Origin of the sequence: Sediminicola luteus, from assembly GCF_002514735.1 — a bacterium.
Taxonomy (GTDB): Bacteria; Bacteroidota; Bacteroidia; order Flavobacteriales; family Flavobacteriaceae; genus HQA918.
The window spans coordinates 991863-1015911 of the sequence record NZ_NBWU01000001.1 but is presented as its reverse complement, the minus strand read 5'-3'; the positions used below and the strand labels follow the sequence as shown (position 1 = coordinate 1015911).

Annotated in this window: 20 protein-coding genes; 13 read left to right on the top strand and 7 right to left on the bottom strand. The window is 46.0% G+C overall.

All coding sequences use genetic code 11. The features are described from left to right. The first annotated feature begins 120 nt into the window (after positions 1 to 120). From B7P33_RS11070 to B7P33_RS11040, 7 genes are all read left to right on the top strand, one after another. A complete protein-coding gene (locus B7P33_RS11070; protein WP_097442024.1) occupies positions 121 to 2244 on the top strand; it encodes a TIM-barrel domain-containing protein in 2124 nt (707 codons plus the stop codon). A gap of 406 nt (positions 2245 to 2650) precedes the next feature. After that, complete coding sequence (locus tag B7P33_RS11065; RefSeq protein ID WP_216359380.1) at positions 2651 to 3889, top strand: glycoside hydrolase family 18 protein; 1239 nt, start codon at positions 2651 to 2653, stop codon at positions 3887 to 3889. Between the two features lie 616 nt (positions 3890 to 4505). Then, positions 4506 to 6845 carry a PSD1 and planctomycete cytochrome C domain-containing protein gene (locus B7P33_RS11060; RefSeq protein ID WP_245871754.1) on the top strand — a complete coding sequence of 780 codons (2340 nt, stop codon included), beginning with the start codon at positions 4506 to 4508 and terminating at the stop codon, positions 6843 to 6845. Between the two features lie 2 nt (positions 6846 to 6847). After that, positions 6848 to 8338, top strand: a complete 1491-nt coding sequence (locus tag B7P33_RS11055; RefSeq protein ID WP_097442022.1) for a DUF1501 domain-containing protein — start codon at positions 6848 to 6850, stop codon at positions 8336 to 8338. Further along, positions 8338 to 9372 (top strand): NHL repeat-containing protein, encoded by a 1035-nt coding sequence (locus tag B7P33_RS11050; protein ID WP_097442021.1) that lies wholly within the window; start codon positions 8338 to 8340, stop codon positions 9370 to 9372. Before B7P33_RS11055 ends, B7P33_RS11050 begins: the two co-directional genes overlap by 1 nt. Then, entirely contained in the window at positions 9369 to 10154 is a 786-nt protein-coding gene (locus B7P33_RS11045) for a chitobiase/beta-hexosaminidase C-terminal domain-containing protein (protein WP_097442020.1), read from the top strand. Before B7P33_RS11050 ends, B7P33_RS11045 begins: the two co-directional genes overlap by 4 nt. 6 nt (positions 10155 to 10160) lie before the next feature. Then, complete coding sequence (locus tag B7P33_RS11040; RefSeq protein ID WP_097442019.1) at positions 10161 to 12209, top strand: FN3 associated domain-containing protein; 2049 nt, start codon at positions 10161 to 10163, stop codon at positions 12207 to 12209. 306 nt (positions 12210 to 12515) lie between these two features. Here the strand turns inward: B7P33_RS11040 and sufD are convergent, their stop codons facing one another. From sufD to B7P33_RS11015, 5 genes are all read right to left on the bottom strand, one after another. Next, positions 12516 to 13832, bottom strand: a complete 1317-nt coding sequence (sufD, locus tag B7P33_RS11035) for a Fe-S cluster assembly protein SufD (RefSeq protein ID WP_097442018.1) — start codon at positions 13830 to 13832, stop codon at positions 12516 to 12518. Between the two features lie 126 nt (positions 13833 to 13958). Next, positions 13959 to 14699 (bottom strand): Fe-S cluster assembly ATPase SufC, encoded by a 741-nt coding sequence (gene sufC / locus B7P33_RS11030; protein WP_097442017.1) that lies wholly within the window; start codon positions 14697 to 14699, stop codon positions 13959 to 13961. 29 nt (positions 14700 to 14728) lie between these two features. Beyond that, positions 14729 to 16174 (bottom strand): Fe-S cluster assembly protein SufB, encoded by a 1446-nt coding sequence (gene sufB, locus B7P33_RS11025; RefSeq protein ID WP_097442016.1) that lies wholly within the window; start codon positions 16172 to 16174, stop codon positions 14729 to 14731. A 66-nt stretch (positions 16175 to 16240) separates the two neighbouring features. Beyond that, a complete protein-coding gene (locus tag B7P33_RS11020; RefSeq protein WP_097442015.1) occupies positions 16241 to 16570 on the bottom strand; it encodes a HesB/IscA family protein in 330 nt (109 codons plus the stop codon). Positions 16571 to 16679: 109 nt separating this feature from the next. Continuing rightward, positions 16680 to 17729: a ferredoxin--NADP reductase gene (locus B7P33_RS11015; protein WP_097442317.1), complete on the bottom strand. Its 1050-nt coding sequence runs from the start codon at positions 17727 to 17729 to the stop codon at positions 16680 to 16682. Between the two features lie 140 nt (positions 17730 to 17869). Between B7P33_RS11015 and B7P33_RS11010 the strand changes: the two genes are divergently transcribed. The 5 genes from B7P33_RS11010 (at position 17870) to B7P33_RS10990 (ending at position 22607) form a co-directional block, all read left to right on the top strand. Then, positions 17870 to 19342 carry a DUF5687 family protein gene (locus B7P33_RS11010; RefSeq protein WP_097442014.1) on the top strand — a complete coding sequence of 491 codons (1473 nt, stop codon included), beginning with the start codon at positions 17870 to 17872 and terminating at the stop codon, positions 19340 to 19342. A gap of 8 nt (positions 19343 to 19350) precedes the next feature. After that, positions 19351 to 20067, top strand: coding sequence for an ABC transporter ATP-binding protein (locus tag B7P33_RS11005; RefSeq protein ID WP_097442013.1), 717 nt, complete (start codon positions 19351 to 19353; stop codon positions 20065 to 20067). 106 nt (positions 20068 to 20173) lie between these two features. After that, positions 20174 to 20488 carry a YbjQ family protein gene (locus B7P33_RS11000; protein ID WP_097442012.1) on the top strand — a complete coding sequence of 105 codons (315 nt, stop codon included), beginning with the start codon at positions 20174 to 20176 and terminating at the stop codon, positions 20486 to 20488. Between the two features lie 408 nt (positions 20489 to 20896). After that, the gene (locus B7P33_RS10995) at positions 20897 to 21115 is read left to right on the top strand and encodes a putative signal transducing protein (RefSeq protein ID WP_097442011.1); all 219 of its coding nucleotides are present in this window, start codon (positions 20897 to 20899) and stop codon (positions 21113 to 21115) included. Between the two features lie 82 nt (positions 21116 to 21197). Further along, on the top strand, positions 21198 to 22607 hold the full coding sequence (locus B7P33_RS10990) for a sensor histidine kinase (protein WP_097442010.1): 1410 nt from the start codon (positions 21198 to 21200) through the stop codon (positions 22605 to 22607). On the opposite strand, the gene B7P33_RS10985 is transcribed toward B7P33_RS10990, so the two are convergent. Continuing rightward, positions 22604 to 22900 carry a type II toxin-antitoxin system RelE/ParE family toxin gene (locus tag B7P33_RS10985; protein ID WP_097442009.1) on the bottom strand — a complete coding sequence of 99 codons (297 nt, stop codon included), beginning with the start codon at positions 22898 to 22900 and terminating at the stop codon, positions 22604 to 22606. The genes B7P33_RS10990 and B7P33_RS10985 overlap by 4 nt on opposite strands. Beyond that, positions 22900 to 23118, bottom strand: coding sequence for a type II toxin-antitoxin system ParD family antitoxin (locus tag B7P33_RS10980; protein ID WP_097442008.1), 219 nt, complete (start codon positions 23116 to 23118; stop codon positions 22900 to 22902). The genes B7P33_RS10985 and B7P33_RS10980 overlap by 1 nt, the downstream gene beginning before the upstream one ends. A gap of 120 nt (positions 23119 to 23238) precedes the next feature. Between B7P33_RS10980 and B7P33_RS10975 the strand changes: the two genes are divergently transcribed. Then, positions 23239 to 24021, top strand: coding sequence for an enoyl-CoA hydratase/isomerase family protein (locus B7P33_RS10975; RefSeq protein ID WP_097442007.1), 783 nt, complete (start codon positions 23239 to 23241; stop codon positions 24019 to 24021). Positions 24022 to 24049: the final 28 nt, after the last annotated feature.

The window sequence follows — 24049 nt, the reverse complement described above, 5'->3', positions numbered from 1 at the left end:
ACCAGTTCATCCTGTGTATTGTACTGTAAAACAGGAATATAACAAAATACCCCAGTTAATAATCGCATACTATACATCAATATAAACTAATTTGGACACTTCAATTTTTACCAGACCACCATGAGACATTTCTTCCGTTTTTACCTTTTCCTAATCCCCTTAATGGGCGTACAGGCCCAGACCCATTTGAGCGATATGCAGCAATTGCAATGGGAAAAAGTGGCCCCAGGGGTTTGGAAAGCCGAAATGGGGGCTTTAAAACTTAATGCCTTTGATTATGCGGCGGCGCCAAAACTGGAAGGCCTACAAGATCTTGGGGAGCCCGATTTTCCGCTGGACAAAAAAGCGACCTTGGGTCAAAAGACCCCTAGTCTTTTCAGTGTACGTATGCCTTTGGGAGAAACCGAAAAAATATACGGACTGGGCTTGGAGTTCCAAGGATTGAACCGTCGCAAAAATGTATATGCCCTAAAAGTGGACCATTACGGCGGGGTAAAGGGTTTTACCCATGCCCCGGTACCCTTTTATGTATCGAGTGCCGGGTATGGCGTGTTGATCAATGCGCCCCAACGGGTAAAGATCCATGTGGGTGTGGGTAACCATAAGGATGGCAAAAATCCGGCCCCGATAGATCGTACCACGGGCAAGAATTGGCCGGCGCGCCCACAAACCGATGCCATAGAGGCCAATGTGGCAGGTTCCGGATTGGAAATTTATGTTTTTGCCGGAAAAACCCCTTTGGAAGTGGTACAACGTTATAACCTGTTTTCGGGCGGTGGGGCCTTACCCCCAAAATGGGGACTCGGGTTTTGGCATCGCCTACATACCAAAAGCTCCGATGCCGATGTCATGGCCGAGATCGAGGCTTTTGAGAAACACGATTTTCCGTTGGATGTCGTAGGCCTGGAACCCGGTTGGCAAAGTTTTGCCTATCCCTGCTCTTTTGATTGGGACCCGGGTCGTTTTCCGAATCCGGAGAAATTCGTTCAAGGTCTTGCCGATAAGAATATTAAAGTAAACCTATGGGAAAATCCCTATATCGCACCGAGCTCTACCCTATTCAACGACATTAAACCCTATACCGGAAGCCATATGGTTTGGTTGGGCGAGGTACCCGATTATACCCTGCCTAAAGCCCGCGAACTGATGTTGGAGCACCATCAAAAAAACCATATCTCGCTAGGTGTCAGTGGTTATAAAATAGATGAGGTAGACGGGTACGACCAGTGGTTGTGGCCCGATCATGCCACTTTTCCATCGGGTAACGATGCCGTAGAGATCCGTCAGCTTTATGGGTTGATTATGCAAGATGCCTTCGATGATCATTTTAAAAAGCAGAATAAACGTACCTATAACCTAGTACGCTCGTCTTATGTTGGGGCGGCCAGTAAAAATGCCGTAATCTATAGCGATTATTATGGGCACAAAGGTTACGTGACCGCATTGGTCAATTCGTCACTAGCCGGGCTGCTATGGACCCCCGAGATCAGAAATGCCCGTTCTGGCGAAGAATGGATCCGTAGATTCCAGACCGTTTGTTTTTCGCCGCTGATGATGCTCAATGCTTGGTCTTCGGGCAAAAAACCTTGGAGTTTCCCTGAGGTAACCGATATGGCCCGCGATGTAATCAAGCTGCGTAAGCGTATGCTGCCGTATCTGTACACCGCATTCCATGCGTATCAAACCCAAGGTATCCCACCGTTTCGGGCTATGGTTTTGGAGGAAGGCTATACCAACCAAGAATCTTTATCAAAAGCCATATTGGATGGCGTAAAAAACCCCTATGCCGAGCAAGAAAAGCTTGAGGTGACCGACCAATATATGATGGGACCTTCGTTACTGGTAGCCCCAGTATTTTGGGGTGAGGAAGAACGTAAAGTGGTATTGCCCCAAGGTAATTGGTACGATTTTTATACCGGTAAGTATGTTGGAAACGGCGAGACCATTACCATTACGACCGAATTATCGAAAATTCCGCTTTACGTAAAGGATGGCGGTATAATCCCTATGTTATCGGAGGAAGATGAAAACAGTCTCGAAGTACGCCATTATGGCGAAAAACCAAGTACGTATACCCTGTATAACGACGATGGGGTAAGTTACGACTATGAAAAAGGTGCCTTTGCCCAAACCCAACTACAGGCCATCGCCAAAAAAGGCAAATGGAAAGGAAGCTCAAAAGCCACCGGCGAAAAAGCCTACCAATACCGCAACCTGAACTGGGTCTGGATGGGTAAGGAATAAGGGCTGGATACGTAGTGGGAAATACAAGCTACGAAGGAAAAATTCGTGAAATTCGTATTAATATAGCAATTCATTAATGTACAATGTAGCAATTTGCTAATTTGAAGATTTGAAAATGAGTGCGGTAGGTACGATGTTCGAGGTAAAAAGTTAGTTTAATCGGCATAACCTATAACTCCTCACTCATAACTTGTTTTAGTAATTGTTGAATCCTTGGGTTGTCATTTATGTCAAGAGACATCCCATTATTTGTGTTCTCCACCATAAATCTTAACAGCTATTGCAGATTAGTTCCTTGGTGTATAGGTTCTATTTCGTTCAAGCCACTATCATCTAGCGAACAAACTTGCGCCTTGCTGCGATAAGCCGTATTTTATCGCCTACCAAAAACTAAATCCACACGAAAATGGCATCGAACTGGAAAAATATAGCCGGGGCCTTGGCCCTAGTATTGATGGCAACGGCCTGTAAGTCTGAGAAAAAGGAAAAGGAAACCCAAACCCAACCGGAGACTACCACAGAATCAACGCAGCACCCTATGCAGGTAATGGCCTACTATGTGCCTGAAGCCAATTACGATGCGGCCAAAATCCCTTTGGATAAACTCACTCATATCATTTTCTCGTTTTCCCATGTCATCGATGGCAAAATGGCTTTTAAAGATGAGGGCCACGATGAGAAATTAAAACAATTGGTGGCCCAACGTGCCAAATATCCAGATTTAAAGATCATGATCGCCTGTGGGGGATGGGGCTCGGGCGGATTTTCGCCTATGGCCGAGACCCCTGAAAGTAGGGCCAAGTTTATTGAAAGCGCCATAGCTTTTATTAAGGAATACGACCTCGACGGAATGGACATGGACTGGGAATACCCCACCAGTGATGAGGCTGGGATAGAGGCCCTTCCGGAAGACAAACAAAATTTCACCGCACTTATGAAAGGCCTACGCGAAGCTTTGGATACCCTAGAACGGCCGCAGTTGTTGTCTTTTGCCTCAGCCGGGTGGAAGGCCTATTACGATTTTATTGAATTGGAGAAAGTGATTCCGTATATCGATTATATGAATGTGATGACCTACGACCAAATCGGGGGGAATACCCCCTATGCGGGTCACCATACCCCGCTGGGTTGGCTAAAGGAATCGGATATGGAAGGTTATCCGGCCCATGATTTGGTACAGGAGACCAAAAAGGCCTGGGCAGATATGGGTCGTGAATGGGAACCAGGTTCGGTTGAAAACATCATCGATTATTGTATAAAACGAGGGGTGCCCAAAGAAAAATTGGTCATAGGTGGCGCTTTTTATGGCAGGGCCTATAAAGGGGTACCACCCCAAGGAAACGGACTATACCAACCTAACAAAGGGGTATTCGTACACTGGTTGCCCTATGTGGACATCCGCGAGAAATACGAATCGAAAAATGGGTTTACGCGCCATTGGGATCCCGTGGCCAAAGCACCCTATCTTTACAGCCCTACCGATAGCATCTATATTTCATATGACGATGCCGAATCTTTGGCCCTTAAGGTAGATTATGTACGTGATCAAAAGATTGGCGGACTCATGTTTTGGGAATTGGGCATAGACACCAAAGAAGATAATGGCCTTATGGATGCCATTCACAAGGCCGTAACAGGCAAGTGATATAACCCATTTCCGCCTAGTTTTAGTACGGGCAATTGTGGTAAAAATTATCTGTGTAGACGCCACAGCCTATATTGTTTTTCAACTTTAATATGGGAGTAATACACTTGTTTTTATACAGTTATACAAGACTTTGGTCTTTAGTGAGACGTAATCCGTCGAGATCGCTTCCATTTTAGTAGGGTTGTGCCTAGTTTATGGGAATCCAAACTTCTATATAAATGAGGGGAAACTACTTATTACCAATAATGGGCTTTTCCTGAATCCAGCAATGTGGGACTGCTTGTAGCGTTAATCTGCAAGCAGTCATGCATAGGAAGGAAACCCGATATACCCAATATCCCTTCAATTTGTAATAGTAGTACTGGCCTTGTACCTACCTTATTTTCAGGAAGATGAAAGTTTATGGGAAGCAATCTCTTGGCCTTGGATGTGTAAATGAGCATAATGTTTGTAAATTATAGCAGTTTTTTACAAATCACTTATTCTAGTTTTACCCAAAAGCAGGATTAATGTCCTGACTAAAGCAAAGTGATGTAAGGATAATTCGGGGATTGGAGTTTCCCAAAAATCCTGGTAAATAAGTAGATCATACTGAAATATTCAAAAGCTGATGATGAGGCGAACCGAACGATTGCGAACTATGGGCGGCATAGGTCTATTATGTGGCTTAGTTGCCTTTATGGCCTGTAACCAAGGCCAAAAAGCTTCCGGGAACAGCGGGTCTGACTTGACGGAGGTCCGGTTGCCGGAGAAGGTCGATTTTACCTTCGATATCAAACCTATACTTTCCGACCGTTGTTTTGCCTGCCATGGCCCCGATCAAAATGCCATTGAAGGGGGCTTGTCCTTGCATACGGCCGAAACCGCTTATGCTGCTTTAGGGGAACTCAAAGATCATGCGGCCATAGTACCTGGCGATACCCAAAAAAGTAGCTTGGTGGCCCGGATCAATGCTACCGATGCCACTTTGCGTATGCCGCCACCGGAATCGAACCTTTCGTTGACCGACTACGAAAAACGCTTGTTGGAAAAATGGATCGAGCAAGGGGCCGAGTATAAACCCCATTGGGCCTTTGTGGCCCCAGAGCCCCAAGAAGTACCCACTAAAACCGATTGGGCCCAAAATGAGATCGATGCCTTTGTTTTTGAGACCTTACAAGAAAAAGGTTTGCAACCTTCCGATGCGGCCAGTAAGGAAAAATTGATCCGCAGGGTCAGTTTTGATCTTACCGGATTACCCCCATCACCAAAAGATATAGCCGCTTTTGTCAAGGATCAAAGTGCCAAGGCCTTTGAAAAAGTAGTCGATCGGCTTTTGGCTTCCCAAGATTATGCCGAACATATGGCTGCAGAATGGATGGATATTGCGCGTTATGCCGATACCCATGGCTACCAAGACGATTTTGAACGGACCATGTGGCCTTGGCGCGATTGGGTAATCCATGCCTTTAACGAAAACCTATCCTATAAAGACTTTGTTACCCAACAGTTGGCCGGTGATCTGATTCCGAATGCAAGCCTCGATCAAATTTTGGCTACAGGGTTTAACCGCAATCATAAGATAACCGGTGAAGGTGGGGTTATTCCCGAAGAATACCGGGTAGAGTATGTAGAAGATCGCACCAATACCTTCGGCACTGCCTTTTTGGGCCTTACCATGGAATGTGCCCGTTGCCACGACCATAAATACGACCCCATTAGCCAAAAAGAGCATTTTGAGCTTTTTAGTTTCTTCAATAATGTGCCTGAAGCAGGTTTGGTACCCTCCGGTGTTATTCCGGTGCCGGTTATCAATCTAAGTCAGAAAGAAGTAGATGGGGTGCTCGACTTTGTCAATTTTACCAAAAGTGAGGGCAAAACCCTACCTATAATGGTGATGGAAGAAATGGAAAAACCCCGACAGGCCTATATCTTGAATAGGGGTTTATACGACCAGCATGGCGATGCCGTGGCCCCGAATACCCCAAAAGCTTTGCTCGATTTTCCTGCTGAGTTTCCAAAAAACCGTTTGGGATTGGCCCAATGGCTCTTCCATTCGAAAAATCCTTTAACAGCGCGGGTGGCGGTAAACCGTCTATGGCAGCGTATGTTCGGTCAGGGACTGGTGGCCAGTAGTTATGACTTTGGCAACCAGGGTGCCTTGCCCACGCATCCGGAATTGTTGGATTATCTCGCCCTAAAATTCCAGAATGAAGGTTGGGATATGAAGGCCCTATTAAAATATATGGCCCTTTCAGCTACCTATCAACAAACAACCAAACTGTCGGATGAGCTCTTGGAAAAAGATCCAGAGAACCTGTGGTTGGCCCGAGCCTCTAGGTTGCGTTTGCCCGCCGAGACCATACGCGATCAAGCCTTACTGTTGAGTGGTTTATTACATAAAGAAGTCGGTGGCCCCAGTGTAAAACCCTATCAACCGGAAGGGATATGGGAAGAAACCACTGGAGGAGGGGGTGGTACCACGGCATCTTATGTATTAGGTACCGGAAACGAATTGTACCGTAAAAGCCTGTATACCTTCTGGAAGCGTACCGTGCCGCCCCCGAGTATGATGACCTTCGACGCCTCTAGCCGCGATATATGTTCGGTAAAACGGCAAGAAACCAATACACCTCTGCAAGCCTTGATCTTGCTTAATGATCCCCAACTGATCGAGGCGGCCCGGGTAATGGCCCAATCGTATGTGGGTGGCCCTTCCGATGTGGGCAACCAGATTTCAAGCATTTTCGAAAAGGCAACTTCCCGAAAACCACAACCGGAAGAATTGCAACAGCTGGAAGCCTTTTATGCGGATGCATTACAGCAGATTGAGGCCCAGGAATTGTTGCCCGAAGCGTATTTGTCCATTGGTATGGCCCAGGTACCCGACGGCATAGACAAAAAACAACTCACCGCATTGGCGGTTACCGTACAGACGATATTGAATTTAGACGAAACCATTTCAAGGGGATAGCCATGGGAGAAAAAAAGATTATCAAAGACAGGGCCTTGAACTTGAATCGCCGGGCTTTTTTGGGTAAAACTGCCCTCGGTATCGGTGGGGCCGCCTTGGCGACCACCTTGGGGTACCGATTTTTTTCCAAGGATGCCTCGGGCGAATTGGTGGCCCAAAGTGGTTTTGGTACCAAGGGGGAGCTGGATGCCCTCCATTTACCGGCCAAGGCCAAACGGGTCATATACCTGTTCCAAAGTGGAGGCCCTTCGCAATACGAACTGTTCGATTACAAACCTTTATTGAACCAACGTAGGGGAGAAGACCTGCCCGAATCGGTCCGCGATGGGCAACGCCTAACCGGAATGACCTCCAACCAAGAAAGTTTTCCCATGGTCGGCTCTATGTTCGACTTTAAACAATATGGGAAAAGTGGCGCATGGATCAGCGATTTGTTACCCTATACCGCAAAAATGGCCGACGATATCTGTATTGTAAAGTCCATGTATACCGAGGCCATTAACCACGATCCGGCCATCACCTTTTTCCAAACCGGTTCGCAACAACCCGGTAGACCCAGTATAGGTTCTTGGTTAAGCTATGGTATCGGCAGCGAGAACGACAATCTACCGGCCTTTACGGTATTATTGTCCCGGGGTACCGGTCGGCCTGCCGGACAACCTTTATACACCCGATTATGGGGCAACGGGTTTTTACATTCCCTTCACCAAGGCGTGCAGTTCAGGGCTGCGAAGGATCCCGTACTCTATTTAAACGATCCAAACGGTATGTCAAAGGCCGGTAAGCGGGAGATGTTGGATCGTATTGCCGCTTTGAACGATAAACATTATCAAGATTTTGGCGATCCAGAGATCCAAAGCCGTATCGCCCAATACGAAATGGCCTATCGTATGCAAACTTCGGTACCCGAGGTGATGGATATCAGTGGTGAACCCGATTATATCTATAAAATGTATGGTTCAGAGGCCCGTAAGCCGGGTACCTATGCGGCCAACTGCCTATTGGCGCGCCGATTGGCCGAACAAGGCGTGCGTTTTATACAATTGTACCATATGGGTTGGGACCAGCATTTTAATTTACCCGCGGCCATAGAAAAACAGGCCAAGGATGTGGATCAGGCCTCCGCCGCCTTGGTGGCCGACCTAAAGCAACGGGGTCTTTTGGAAGATACTTTGATCATTTGGGGCGGTGAATTCGGTCGTACCAATTATTCCCAGGGAATACTGACCGATACCGATTATGGCCGGGACCATCATCCGCGTAGCTTTAGTATGTGGATGGCCGGTGGGGGTATAAAACCGGGCATGGTCTATGGCGAGACCGACGATTTTGGATATAATATCACCGAGAATCCGGTACATGTACACGATTTTCAGGCCACCATGCTGCATTTGTTGGGTATAAATCATGAAAAACTAACTTATAAATACCAAGGAAGGCGGTTTAGACTTACCGATGTACATGGCAAACTGGTAAAAGATATTTTGGCCTAATGCAGCGCAGGGGATTTATAAAACAAACGGGGTTGACCGCCTTGGGCCTGGTAGCGGCACCATCGGCCCTAGCCGCCTTACAACCCTATAAAGACTTGGTAATCGGCCATGGTACCCATCGGTATAAAATAGATATGGACTGGGGCGCTTTGGACAGCTCCAAATATCCGGTGAACGACTGCCACGAAATGGTGCAAGATTCCAAAGGGCGTATCGTATTACTGACCAACCATACCCAGAACAATGTCATCATTTACGATACCTCGGGAAAATTGATCGAGACTTGGGGCACCGAGTTCCCTGGGGCACACGGGCTCACCTTAAACGTGGAAAACGGGGAAGATTTTCTGTATATCTCAGACAATGCCCGTCATGAGGTAATCAAAACCACGCTAGAAGGGCAGATCGTACAGGTTTTTCCTTACCCGGCCGATAGTGGTAAATACGAAAAACCAGAACAGTACATTCCAACCGAAACAGCTGTGGCCGCCAACGGCGATGTTTATGTGGCCGATGGTTACGGCTTGCAGTACATTATGCATTATAATGCCAAAGGGGAGTTATTGAACGTTTTTGGTGGTAGGGGCGCAACCGATGCCCATTTCAACAATGCCCATGGTATTTGTATCGATAATCGCGATGCGAACAACCCAAGCCTATTGATTACGGCCCGTCAGCAAAATAGCCTAAAACGCTTTAGTATGGATGGTAAGTATCTGGAACGTTACGATTTTCCGGGTGCTTTTATCTGTAGGCCCGTAATACAAGGTAATCAGGTCTATTTAGCTACGATTTGGAGTGGCGACGGTTCCGAAGGTACTGGTTTTGTATCGATCCTTGACGAAAAAAACCGATTGGTTTCTGCGCCAGGGGGCTGCCGACCACATTACACGGACAAGGGATTGACGCCCATGTACCAAACGGTAAAGGTATTCCAGCATCCGCATGATGTTTGCGTAGATCAAGACGAAAACCTCTATGTAGCCCAATGGAATGCGGGTAAAACCTATCCTATTAAATTGATACGCCAATGAGAAGTGTTTTTGTTTTCTTGTTGATGATCCCCCTGGTCTATGGACAGCAATTCAACGCCATGTCAGAATTTGGACTGGCCCCACCCCAACTCTGGGCTAGCAGTCAGTTGTTTACCGACAGTGTACAAGTTCAGTTGCAGCTCGATTATCCGGATGTCCAAATCCGGTATCGCACCGATGGGCAAGAAGTAACCGAATCCGATGCCTTGTATAATGGCCCACTCACCTTAACCCAAAGCAGTCAAATAATGGCCAAGGCGTTTCATCCGGAATTACAAAGTAGTGATTACGTTAGCATGACGGTAGATAAAATAAGATACGATATACGAACGGCTATCATTCAAACTAGCGAAAGGCCTCATGAAAGCTATAAGGGCCTTGGTCCGTCTGGATTGGTAGACCTTAAGCGGGGCAGTACTGCATTTCGGGGCAATTCCGCTTGGATGGGTTTCCAAACCGATTCCCTACAGCTGATTTTACGCTTAAAATCCCCTTTAGAAATTGAAGAAGTCAAAGTAGGTTTTTTAGAAGATCAGGGATCCTGGATTTTTGGCCCTTCCCATATAGTCGTTTTTCATAAGGGGGATGCCGTAGGGGCCGTACTATATAAAGAGGCCGCCAGTTCCCAGGCCAAAGAAGTAGCCCTAATTAGCATACCCATTGAAAAAGGCACCTATACCGAACTCAGCATTCTTATTCAGCCCTTGGCAAGTATTCCCGATTGGCACGATGGTGCCGGTACCACCCCTTGGCTTTTTTTGGATGAAATCTTAATTAACTGACCGCCCATGAACCTACTCGCCCTTCCCATAGGAAATTTCCATCCGGTATTGGTACACCTGCCCATTGGGGCCATAATGCTAGTGGCCTTCTTGGAAGGTTACGGTTTATGGAAACCCGAGCAACATCATAAGGGTACGGTACGGCTGATTCTATGGGTTTCTTTTATCACTTCCGGTTTGTCGTTAGTAACGGGCTGGATCTTGGGCAATGGTACGGGTTACGAAAGTGGTTTGCTCGATACACACCGTTGGTTGGCGGTGGCCTTTACCATCGTTAACGGTTTGGCACTATATTTTCAGAGGAAATCAAATAAAATACTATATGGTATACAAATAGTTTTAGCGCTGGTACTTATAACCTTAACCGGGCATTATGGCGGAAGTATGACCCACGGGGAAGACTTTTTGACCGCTAAACCCGCTTCGGATACCCAGGTAATTACCGATGTGTCCAAAGCCCAGGTCTATGCCGATATCGTGCAGCCTATCCTAGATGCCAAATGTGTGGGCTGCCATAATCCAAAAAAAATAAAAGGGGGCTTGGATTTGAGTACCCTATCCGGACTCAGGGCAGGGGGCGATAACGGCTCTGTTCTAGATTCACTTCAGGGGAAAATGCCGCTTTTAGGTGCCAGTTTACATGTCCCTTTGGACAGTGATGCCCATATGCCACCCAAGGGCAAGGTACAACTAAGTCCAGAAGAAATCGCTTTGCTGGATTGGTGGGCCACCCATGGCCATTGTACCGATTGCCAAGCGGGGAATTTGGCACAATCCCCAAAAATGGCCCATATTTTAGGCGAATTGGAACAAGACACCACCTTTTTGGCCGTTTTGGCTCAAGAATTAGCACCCTTTGATGGCGATGAACTGACGGAGTTGCAGAGCCAAGGGGTTTCGGTCTATCCATTGGCCGAGGGCAATCCCTTATTACGGGTCAGTCTGGCCCATAAAAAAGATTTGGACGAGAATAGCCTTTCGGCCTTAAAACCGTTGGCCGAGCATATCGTCGAGCTCGATTTAGGCTACAGTAATTTCAACGATACAATCTCTGGCACACTCAAACGCTTTAAGAATCTAGTAAAACTACAATTGCAACAAACCGATGTGAATGCCGAGACCCTTAAGGTGCTGTCGCGATTGCCCCATTTAGAAAGTTTGAACCTCTATGGAACGGATCTAGATAGTACTGCACTAACCCTATTGGAAAAAATGAAGGCGTTACGGTCATTGTACCTATGGGACTCCCAAGGTTTGGCACCCCATTTAACAGCATTGTCAAAGTCGCGGCCCAATTTGGTTTTAGGGAAGATTCACGATTCGGTCTTTGCCGCTTCCAGTGTAGAACCGCCACTCATATTGGCCAGTGGCAATTTCTTTACCGATACGGTCCAGGTGCAATTACAGAACTTCTTTGAAGGGGTAAATATCCATTATACAACCGATGGTACCGAACCCGATACCACCAGTACCCAATACGAAGGACAATTGGTGGTTGATAAAAGCCTACAACTAAAGGCCATAGCGCATAAAAGGGGGTGGGCCTTGAGCGAGGTGGCACAAGAGCGCTTTACCCAAATAAAATATCCGGCTGAGGTAACAGGCCAACAACCGCAACCCCATGAAAAATATCCGGGTACAGGCGCACAGACCTTGGCCGATAGAAGGCGGGGCACCATCAATTTTGTAGACGGCAAATGGATGGGCTTCGAAGGCACCCATGCCACCACGACCTTAAAACTCGAAAAAGGGGGTAATATCTCTTCGGTTTCCATTGGGGCACTCTCCACCCCTTCGAATTGGATATTTTTCCCAACCGGGGCCACGGTTTGGACCTCGGTCGACGGAGAAAATTATACCCAGGTCGCGCATCTCGATTTCCCTAAGGAAAAACCCAATACTAACGTACGTATGGATTTCTTTCCTATCGAATTCCCTTCCCGCCAAGCCAATTATGTTCGGGTACGGGTAAAAAGTCCGCTGCGCAACCCCAATTGGCACCCCAATCCCGGTGGTAAGAGCTGGATTTTCTTGGACGAGATTGTTATCAATTAGGACCGTATCAGTCATTTCGAAGGAGGTAACGACCGAGAAATCGCATCATGTTTAGGAGGATGTAGTTAAGGTATTAGTTTGTTGCTGCAACTTCGAAACTTAGGCAGTGCAGAATCGTCGAATCATCAGTTAGATAATCTGAAACCTTTGAGTGAATATCAGTTCTGGATGCGATTTCTCTCTAAGCTCGAAATGACTGCGCTGGTCAATTCGACAGTACGAAAGGACGAAAAATCTCGTTCATTGCGGTATGGACATGATATCCCTCCAGAATGAAAGATTTTCTAATCTTAGTGAATCTTTCTGTTAAAGATCAAACCCCAAATCAACCCCTAATTTTTCAGCGATCAATCGGTTAATACGCAGTTTTAGGGCCGGAATACGCACACTTTCCATTACGTTATTGGAAAAGGCATACATAAGCAAGGCTTGGGCCTCTTTTTTACCGATACCACGTGAACGCATATAGAACAGGGCGTTTTCATCCAATTGGCCAATGGTACAACCGTGTGAACATTTAACATCGTCGGCAAAGATCTCTAATTGCGGTTTGGCGTTAATGGTAGCCTTATCACTGATCAGTACATTATTGTTCTGTTGAAAGGCATTGGTCTTTTGGGCAATCTTGTCCACAATGATCTTCCCGTTGAACACCCCGGTCGATTTATCGCCGAAAATACCCTTATAATCTTGGTGGCTTTCACAGTTCGGGTGTTGGTGGTGTACCAAGGTGTGGTGGTCTACATGCTGTTTATCGCCCAAAATGGTAATACCCTTTAAGGTAGAATCGATATGCTCACCGTGTTGGTAGTAGTTCAGGTTGTTGCGGGTAATATTCCCTCCAAAAGAGAAGGTATGCACACTGACCCTACTATTGGTCTGTTGCGAGATATAGGTGTTGTCTACCAAAGAAGCCTCTTTATGGTCGTTTTGCACTTTGTAAAAATCGACCCGGGCATCTTTTTCGGCAAAAATCTCGGTAACGGCATTGGTAAATACCGGATTCTTGGTCAGGCTTTGATGGCGTTCTATAATCTGTAACTCGGCATTTTCATCGGCGATGATCAGGTTACGGGGCTGCACCATAAGTGCCGCCTCGGTACCTGTAGAGAAATGCACGATCTCAATAGGTTTTAAAGGCATTTTCCCCTTGGGGATGTAGATGTAGGCACCTTCCTTACTAAAAGCCGTGTTCAAATTGGTCATGGAATCGGAAGCGGCCGCCGTTTTATTGAAATAGCGTTCAATGATATGGGCGTACTTTTCTTTGGATAAAGCCGCACTCAACAAACAAACATCGACCCCATCGTGGGTAGTCTCCGACAAGAAGGAACTATATACCCCATCTACGAATACGATTTTATAGGTATCAATCTCGTGCAGAAAATATTTTTTAACGTCTTTGTACTCCAAGGCCCCAACTTCTTTTGGAAACAAGCTGAAATCGTGTTTTTGAAGACTTTTAAGCGAGGTATATTTCCAAGCTTCCTCCTTTTTGGAAGGAAAACCTTTTTCTTCGAATTGCTTGATGGCCTCGGAACGGATATCGTGCACCGGATGATCGATATCGACCCGATTTTCGAATACCATAAAGGAGGAGACCAGTTTTTCTTTTAAATCCATGCTTTTTCAGTTTCTAGTTTATCAAACTTCGTTTGATGTTTCTAGTTTTCACTGTTGTGTTTTTAGGTTTTCAAAGGCCATAATTGGAGAACTATAAACCCTGTAAACCATAAACTCCTTTAAGTCTTAGGCTTTTACCCAATCATATCCTTTTTCCTCGAGCTCCAGAGCTAGTTCCTTGCCACCCGATTTTACGATCTTACCATCGTGCAATACGTGTACGAAATCAGGAACGATATAGTCCAACAGCCTTTGATAGTGGGTAATCACCACAATGGCGTTCTCTTCGGATCGAAGTTTGTTTACGCCATTGGCTACGATACGCAAGGCATCGATATCGAGTCCGGAATCGGTTTCGTCCAAAATGGCGAGTTTGGGTTCCAGCATGGCCATTTGAAAGATCTCGTTACGCTTTTTCTCACCTCCCGAAAAGCCTTCGTTCAACGAGCGTGACAAAAACTTACGATCGATCTCCAACAAAGCCGATTTCTCACGGATGAGTTTCAACATTTCGTTGGCAGGCATTTCTTCGAGCCCTTTGGCCTTACGACTTTCGTTAATGGCGGTTTTCATAAAGTTGGTCACCGATACCCCAGGAATCTCCACCGGATATTGGAACGATAGGAAAATACCTTTATGGGCACGCTCTTCCGGGGCTACATCTTCTAGGTTTTCACCTTCCAAAAGAATCTCCCCTTCGGTAACCTCAAAATCTTCGCGCCCGGCGATAACCGACGAAAGGGTAGACTTGCCCGAACCGTTGGGTCCCATAATGGCATGTACCTCTCCGGGTTTTACCTCTAGGTTTATGCCTTTCAGGATTCCTTTGTCCTCTACCCCGGCATGTAGGTTTTTAACTTGTAACATATGTAGTAATAGTTAAATCGATTTTGGGATCAACCTACCGAACCTTCGAGGCTGATCTCTAATAATTTTTGGGCCTCTACGGCAAATTCCATGGGTAATTTGTTCAATACCTCTTTACTAAAACCGTTTACGATCAACGCAATGGCCTTTTCGGTATCTATACCCCTTTGGTTGCAATAGAATATCTGATCTTCCCCGATTTTGGAGGTCGTGGCCTCGTGTTCGATCTGGGCCGATTTATTTTTGGCTTCGATATACGGGAAGGTGTGGGCCCCACAGCTATTTCCCATCAAGAGCGAATCGCATTGCGAAAAGTTACGGGCGTTTTCGGCCCTGGGTTGAATCTGTACCAACCCGCGGTAACTGTTCTGCGATTTACCGGCAGAGATACCTTTAGAGATAATGGTACTCTTGGTGTTTTTGCCCAAGTGAATCATTTTGGTACCCGTATCGGCCTGCTGATAGTTATTGGTCACGGCAATGGAATAAAATTCCCCTACCGAGTTGTTTCCCTTCAAAACACAGCTGGGGTATTTCCAGGTTACTGCAGAACCGGTCTCTACCTGGGTCCACGAGATTTTGGCGTTGGTTTCGCATAAACCACGCTTGGTAACAAAATTGAAAACACCTCCTTTTCCTTCTTTATCACCGGGATACCAGTTTTGTACCGTTGAGTATTTTATCTCGGCATCGTCCATGGCCTTAAGTTCGACCACAGCGGCATGCAATTGGTTTTCGTCTCGTGACGGAGCGGTACAACCTTCGAGATAACTGACATAACTGCCTTCGTCGGCCACTACCAAAGTACGCTCGAACTGACCCGTACCCGCTTGGTTGATCCTAAAATAAGTGGAAAGCTCCATAGGACAACGCACCCCTTTGGGAATGTAACAGAACGACCCATCGGAGAACACGGCCGAATTTAGGGCTGCGTAAAAGTTATCTTGTTGGGGTACTACGGTACCGAGGTGTTTACGCACCAATTCCGGATGCTCTTTGATAGCTTCTGATATGGAGCAGAAGATAATACCTTTTTCGGCCAAGGTCTTTTTAAAGGTTGTGGCCACCGAAACGGAGTCCATTACGATATCTACGGCCACCCCGGCCAGTTTCTTTTGCTCATCTAAGGAAATACCCAAACGTTTAAAGGTGTCCAACAACTCGGGGTCAACCTCGTCGAGACTGTTGTATTTGGGCTTTTTATTGGGAGCGGAATAGTAGGAGATATCCTGAAAGTCGGGCTTTTCGTAATGTACATTGGCCCAATCGGGTTCTTCCATGCTTTTCCATATACGGAAAGCTTCTAGGCGCCATTCGGTCATCCATTCGGGTTCTTCCTTCTTTTTGGACAAGGCGATCACCACCTCTTCGTTCAATCCTTTCGGAAAGGTATCCGACTCTATATCCGTATAGAAACCATATTCATATTCCTTGGTTTCCAGTTCTTTCTTTAATTCTTCTTCAGTATATGCCATAACCCATCCATGTACCAATTTGAAAATGTATCAATTGGCAGATTATCTCATTTTCAAATTGTCAAATTAGAGCGAGAAACTCTCGCCACATCCGCAGGTACGCTGGGCATTCGGATTGTTAAAAACGAATCCTTTGCCATTCAAACCTCCGGAATATTCCAAAGTGGTACCTACGAGGTATAAAAAACTCTTTTTATCTACCACGATACGTACCGTATTATCTTCAAAAACCTTATCGGCCTCGGCCACCTCTTTATCAAAGGTAAGCTCGTACGACAGTCCGCTGCAACCCCCACTTTTAACGCCTACACGTACATAGTCGTTTTGGGCATCGAAACCTTCCTCGCCCATAAGGGAGACTACCTTTTTTCGTGCTGTTTCAGATACTTTTATCATACGACTTTGGATTTAGTCCAAATAGTTCACAAATATACGCCATAAACTGACGAATGTCATATAAGGTATCATTAATAAATAGTATAGGCACTATAAACAACTTCTATGACTATACATCGTCGAAGTCTACGGCCAAGGTATCGGTCTCGGCATGTGCCTGACAGGTGAGTATGAGTCCGCTTTCAATTTCACTATCGGTCAAGATCTGGTTGTTCACCATAGAGGCCTTGCCTTCGGTAACCCGGGCCATACAGCTGCTGCAGATACCCCCTTTACAAGAAAAGGAGACATCGATATCGGCATCGAGCACGGTATCGAGGACATTTTTTCCGGCGGGCATCTCGATTTCGAAATCCTCGAAATCGGCGGTAACCTTCAATTGTACGGAGCCTGATGGCCCACGTTGTATGTTGGCCTTGGTATCGGAGGTGGTAAAGAGCTCAAAGAAGATCTGGTCTTCAGCTACCCCATTTTCCAAAAGGGTGTTTTTCACGGTTTGAATCATCCCCTCCGGTCCGCAAAGGTAAAAGGCATCGAAACTGCGTTCGGCAAATTTATTTTTAACGATAAGGTTCACCGTGCCTTGATCGATACGGCCAAAGAGGGCGCCATCGGCCAAGGAGCGGCTATGCAGGTGTTGTACAAAGAACCTATCAGTATATTTTTGTTCAAGGCGCTGTATTTCAGACAGGAACATGGTGTCTTCATTCGAGCGGTTTCCGTACACCAATACAAAGGTACTCTGCTCGTTTCCGGTGAGCACAGCATGGGCGATGGACATGATGGGCGTAATACCACTACCACTGGCAAAGGCGGCTATATGCTGTGGTTTTCCGCTGGCTTCGTAGGTAAAACGACCTTCGGGTACCATGACCTCTAAGGTATCTCCTGCCTTGATCCTGTTGTTGGCATACGAAGAGAATAGTCCGTTTTCGATTTGTTTGATCCCCACCGAGAAATTGCCTTTCTGATGGCTGGGCGAACAAATGGAATAGGCCCTACGCACCGAATCATCGGCCGGATGTTTCAGGGTTACATATTGCCCCGCGTTAAAGCGATAATCGGCCTGAAGGGTCTCGGGAACTCCGAAAGTTACCTTAACGGCATCGGAGGTCAATGATTCTACGGATTCTACTTGAAGTGAATGGAATAGCGCCATGCTAAAAAATTTTCGCAAAGCTACGAAAACATTGGCCATGAAGAAGAGTTCCGCCAAGATTGTAACGAATTTATGATTTTGTTGACCTATACCATCGAAAACTTTTCGGTACCACAGCCGAAACCTTGTAAACCGACCGTATGAAAATCAAACACTTTATCCGCCTGCAATGGCTATCCATGATCCGTTCGGCTTCTTTTGCCACCAAACTGGTCATGAAGATTTTAATGGGCTTCGGATTCCTCTATTTTGCCGTCATTTTCGTAGTCATGGGTGCCGTGGCCTATGTTGGGCTCGACAAGTCGGAGCGCTTTGAGCCTTTGGAAACCGTATCCCGATTTATGATCTATTACCTGATTCTGGATCTGATCATTCGCTATATGATGCAAAAGTTACCGGTGCTCAACATCAAACCCTTTTTGTACCAACCGGTTAAAAAAGATAAGATCGTGCACTTTGCCATGGGCGAGACCGCGGCTTCCTTCTTTAACTGGGGCCATGCCTTTTTGCTGATACCCTTTACGGTAACCGCCCTGATCAATGGCGAGAACCTTTGGGGCATGCTCGGGTGGCATTTTGCCATAACCGCCCTTATTTTTTGCAATAACTATATCAATATACTGCTAAACAACAAAAACGTGGTGTTTTACATCGTGGTTTCGGTTGTGGCCTTTTTAGGGCTTTGCCAATATTACGACTGGTGGGATTTTACCCTGTACACCGGTCCGGTTTTCCATGCCTTTTATAAGAGTCCGTATTTGGTAATACTCCCATTCTTGTTATTGGGGGCCTTGTATTTCGGGGCTTTTAAAAGTTACCGTTCGTTAATGTACCTCGACGGCGGATTGGCCGCAAAATCGGTAGATGCCAAGACCGAGGAAATGGGCTGGTTGGATCGCTTCGGACATTTGGGGACTTTTTTAAAGAACGATATCCGCTTGATCAAGCGTAACAAGCGATCCAAAACGGCCGTAATCATGAGTGGGTTCTTTTTGCTCTATGGCCTCCTGTTCTTTACCGGGGCCATTGAAGCCTATGAAAATCCCATGTGGAAGATTTTCGCCGGTATTTTTGTCTCGGGCGGCTTTTTGTTCACTTTTGGCCAGTTTGTACCCAGTTGGGATTCGTCTTATTACCCGCTGATGATGAGCCAGAACATTACCTATAAAGATTATCTCGACTCAAAATGGTATTTGGTTATTATCGCCACTTCTATTAGTATGCTTTTGGCGCTTCCCTATCTGTATTTTGGCTGGGAGGCCTATGCGGCGGTTTTCGTAGGCGGTATTTTCAATATTGGGGTTAACGCCTACCTGGTACTATGGGGCGGGGCCTATATTAAAACCCCGATAGACCTTACCACCAATAAAAAAGCCTTTGGCGATTCGCAGGCCTTTAATGTAAAGACTCTGTTGCTAACCCTGCCCAAAATACTATTACCCATGCTGGTCTATGCCGCGGGTCACTATACGGTAGGCCCTTGGTTGGGCTATGTTTTGGTAGGTCTATTAGGCCTGGCCGGCTTTGCCTTTAAAGGCATGGTCTTTAGAATGATTGAACGTATTTATAAACGCGAAAAATACGCCACTTTGTTGGCTTATAAACAAAAATAACCACCACTATGATCCAAGTAGATTCTATTTCGAAAACCTATGGTACCAATACGGTACTGAATATACCCGCCCTAGAAATTCCGCGCGGACAAAGTTTTGGTCTGGTCGGGAACAACGGTGCCGGAAAAACCACCTTTTTTAGTCTGTTGTTGGATTTGATCTCGCCTTCTACCGGGCATATTAGCAATAAAGAAGTACAAATCAATACTTCGGAAGACTGGAAACCCTTTACCTCGGCCTTTGTAGATGAGAGCTTTTTGATCGGCTATCTTACCCCCGAAGAGTATTTCTATTTTATTGGGGAGTTAAGACAAACCTCCAAATCCGATGTAGATGCCCTCTTGGCCGGATTTGAGGATTTTTTCCATGGCGAGATTTTGGGACAGAAGAAATATCTGCGCGACCTATCGAAAGGAAACCAGAAAAAAGTAGGTATCGTGGCCAGTTTTATCGGAAACCCCGAAGTGGTGATTCTCGATGAGCCTTTTGCCAACCTAGATCCCACTACCCAGATCCGACTAAAAGGCATTATCCGTGAATTGGCCGCCAAAGAAGACGTTACCGTATTGGTCTCGAGTCACGACCTGGCCCATGTTACCGAAGTTTGCGAACGTATCGTAGTACTCGAAAAAGGAGAGGTCGTGCGCGATATCGCCACCTCAAAGGAAACCCTGGCCGAATTGGAAAGCTTCTTTGGCAAGGTAGTCAGTAGGGAAGAGGAGTAGGGTGTTTTTACCTTAGGTTGAACCCCTTACGGCAAACGTTCGGATATTCTACAACTACCTCAAGTGGTGGCTAAACCAATGTTTTTAACCTTTAAAATGATAAACTATGATAACATCAACGACCGATAAGATACCAGGTAAAAACATTTCTGAAGTGCTAGGCATTGCAAGAGGAAGTACCGTAAGGGCCCGAAATATAGGCAGGGATATTTTTGCCGGCCTAAAGAATATTGTGGGGGGTGAAATAGAGGAATACACCAAACTCCAAGCCGATGCCAGGGAACAAGCCCTACAACGCATGGTCAGGGATGCAGAACGTTTAGGAGCCGATGCCGTAGTAAACATACGGCTAACGACTTCAATGGTGATGCAGGGTTGCTCTGAAATTTTAGCCTACGGCACAGCGGTTAAACTAGAATAGTATGGATGGTATTTCATGGTTTTTCTTAGGAATACATGTGCTCGTCTGGGCAGCGTTAATCGGTGGTCTTATCTATCTTATCTTTAGAAGGATGAGATTAAAAAAAGAAGAAGACTTCGAAAACAGAAGTAATTAAATTCTTTCGGTTTCACCCTAAACTAGCATTAGAAGGTATGGGGTAAAATAAACGAAAATATATAGGAATTGGATTTACTTCTGGCTCCCTCTCTGGCGCCTGTCCCGCGGAATGGCGGGAGGAGAGGGCGGGGGGTGAGGGTTAGCCCTATTGGGTGTACATGTGTTTTATTATCGGCCATCCACTTGAATCCATTAATTCTGAATTCTGAACTCTAAAACCGACCTTTTCAACAATTATCAGTACCTTGTTCATACTAAAACCGCCCGCCCATGTCCGATTACAGACGTATATACACCGGAAGCATCGTTAACGTAAACAAAATCAAGGCAGCCTTAACGGAATTGGATATCGTTCCCGTGATCAAAGATCGCAACGAGTCGGCCCGTTTGGCGGGTTTCGGACAAACTGCGCCCGGTCAAGAGGTATTTCTGACCCATGCCGAATATGAAAAGGCCAGTGACCTGCTCGAAAAATTGGCCTTGGAATAATTTTTGATGCCCTTGGAAAAAATCCTTTGAAGTCAAAAACGTGATCAAAAACCTGTCGCTCCGTTCCCGAATATTTTTCGGTATGATCCTCTTGGTACTGATAGCCTCGGTACTTATTTTCGCCGTAACCATTTACCAGTATCGCGAACAGGCCAAAGACTACCACCGGGCCAAATTAGAGCGTAAAGAACTCCAGATAAAGCAAAGTATAGATAATGTGATTCGGGCCACTAGTTATGAAGTGCGTACCGATAATGTGCCCCATATTTTTCGCGAAGAGATCTATCGTATTTCCGATGTATTGAATGTATCCTTCAATATGTACGACCTAAAGGGGCATCTGTTGATCAGTAGTAGTCCGCGTTTAGAGAACGACTCCATCGCACAACAATTGGATGCACAGATTCTAGACGGATTAAAACTGGCCAAAGATGAGCGCTATGTAGAGAAACTGGTGGCGGCGGGCGATAACTATCAGGCAGCGTATCGGTATATCACTGACACCCGTTTTAAGCCTATCGCCATTTTGAATTTGCCCTATTATGAAGATAATTCCTTTACGAATAAAGAACTAAAGGAATTTCTGGGCCGCTTATCCTTAGTGTATATACTTATGTTCGCCTTGGCCATTGCCCTGGCCTATTTTATTTCCAAGTACATTACCCGATCCTTAAAAACCATTTCCGATCTGTTGAACCGTACCAACTTGGCCCAACGCAACCAAAAGATCTACCTCGATAGGCCTTCGGGCGAGATCGCTTCTTTGGTAGCGGCCTATAACGGTATGATCGATGAGTTGGAAGAAAGTGCTGTAAAACTGGCCCGTAGCGAACGGGAGCAGGCCTGGCGCGAAATGGCCAAACAAGTAGCCCACGAGATTAAAAACCCGCTGACACCCATGCGGCTTACGGTACAGAGTTTTCAGCGCAAATTTGACCCCGACGATCCCAAAATGGCCGAGAAAATGGCCGACTTTTCCGAATCCCTGATCCAACAGATAGATACCATGAGCAATATTGCCTCTGCCTTTAGCAATTTTGCCCATATGCCCGTACAAAAGAACGAAAGCCTGGATGTGGTGGAGGTTGTAAAACGTGCCCTCGACATCTTTACCGAGGATTGCATCCATTTCCGGGCCGGCTCCGATAGTATTTGGGCCCATATGGATCGTACCCAATTGATCCGGGTGGTGACCAATTTGGTCAAAAATGCCCTACAGGCCGTACCTGAGGTCAGCGATCCCTATATTTTGGTATCGGTAAACGAAGAGGCCGAAAGCGTTAAGATCCAAGTGGCCGATAACGGTATCGGTATTGAAGACGACAACCGCGAAAAAGTCTTCGAGCCCAAATTCACTACCAAAACCAGTGGCATGGGACTGGGACTGGGCATGGTCAAGAACATTGTAGATAGTTACCAAGGCCAAATCGATTTTACCTCACAACCGGGCAAGGGCACGGTGTTTACGGTGATTTTGCCGAAGGGGAGTTAGTCAAAATCAAGTTTTGGTAAATCACGTCGATAATGGAGAACCCGAACAATGCGTATAAATTGGGGGAGCATCCTGAAAAAGACGATATGCGATTTAAATGAATAGCTATACAGTCCTTCTTTTACTTCATCGCGTTTCTGGCCAAGGGTCGGTTGTTCCGAAAGTTTTTCAAAAGTTCCTTGAAGTCCTTTGAGATAAGTAATGGCTTGTTTTGTTCCGAATTGGCTTTCAGAATATGAAAATATAGCATCGATATCCCTTTCAGCAGCTATAGATAAAATGTAATTATCCATCACATTTTGGAAGCAATGATTTCTGCCATAGTCATTTTACTATCAGGGCCATCCCACCCTTCTTCTATGGCTTTTTTTAAATCTTCCAAAACCTTGTCCCGGTATAGTTTGTGTAATCTCAGGGCATCCCTAACGACCTCACTATTGTTTTGATAATCGCCTGAAGCCACTTGGTCAAGGATGTAGTCTTCCTGTTTTTTGGTAAAACTGATATTCATCTCGATGAGTTTTAAGTTAAAAGATATGTATTTTGTCCATATTTAGCAAAAATAGACATAACAGGAAGCTTCTTAATCCATCCAAAAAACCCGAAATTTGAAATCAAAATACACGGAATCATGACTTACGAAAACATCGGTATCGAATATAAAGAGCAATGGGCGGTGATCATTATCGATCGGCCTAAAAAACTAAATGCTTTGAACAAGGCTACCATTGCCGAGTTAAGCGATGCTTTTGGTCATTTGAATGCCGATCCCGATGTACGGACCATTATTATAACCGGTAGTGGTGAAAAGGCTTTTGTGGCCGGGGCCGACATTTCAGAGTTTGCCCATTTCGGGGAGGCCGAGGGCCAACGTTTGGCTGCCGAAGGCCAAGAAAAGCTCTTCGATTTGGTCGAAAACCTAGGTACCCCGGTCATTGCCGCGGTAAACGGTTTTGCCTTGGGAGGTGGCCTGGAACTGGCCATGGCCTGTCATTTCCGTTTGGCCTCCGACAATGCCCGAATGGGATTGCCCGAAGTAAGTTTAGGCGTAATTCCCGGATACGGTGGCACCCAACGTTTACCCCAACTCATTGGAAAGGGAAGGGCCATGGAATTGATCATGACCGCCGGAATGATTCCTTCTGAAAAAGCCTTGGCCTATGGTTTGGTAAACGAAGTGGTGGCCCAAGAGAATTTGGTGCCTTTGGCCGAGAAATTGGCGGCAAAAATCGCCCAGAATTCCCCCGTGGCCATTACCCATGCAATAAAAGCAGTAAATGCTGGTTTTAAAGATGGAACCGATGGGTATCAGACCGAGATTTCCGCTTTCGGACAGTGTTTTGGCACCGCCGATTTTAAGGAAGGCACCACTGCTTTTCTTGAAAAGCGCAAAGCCGATTTTCCGGGGGAATAAGGGGGATATCCGGGAGGTTCTTTAAACC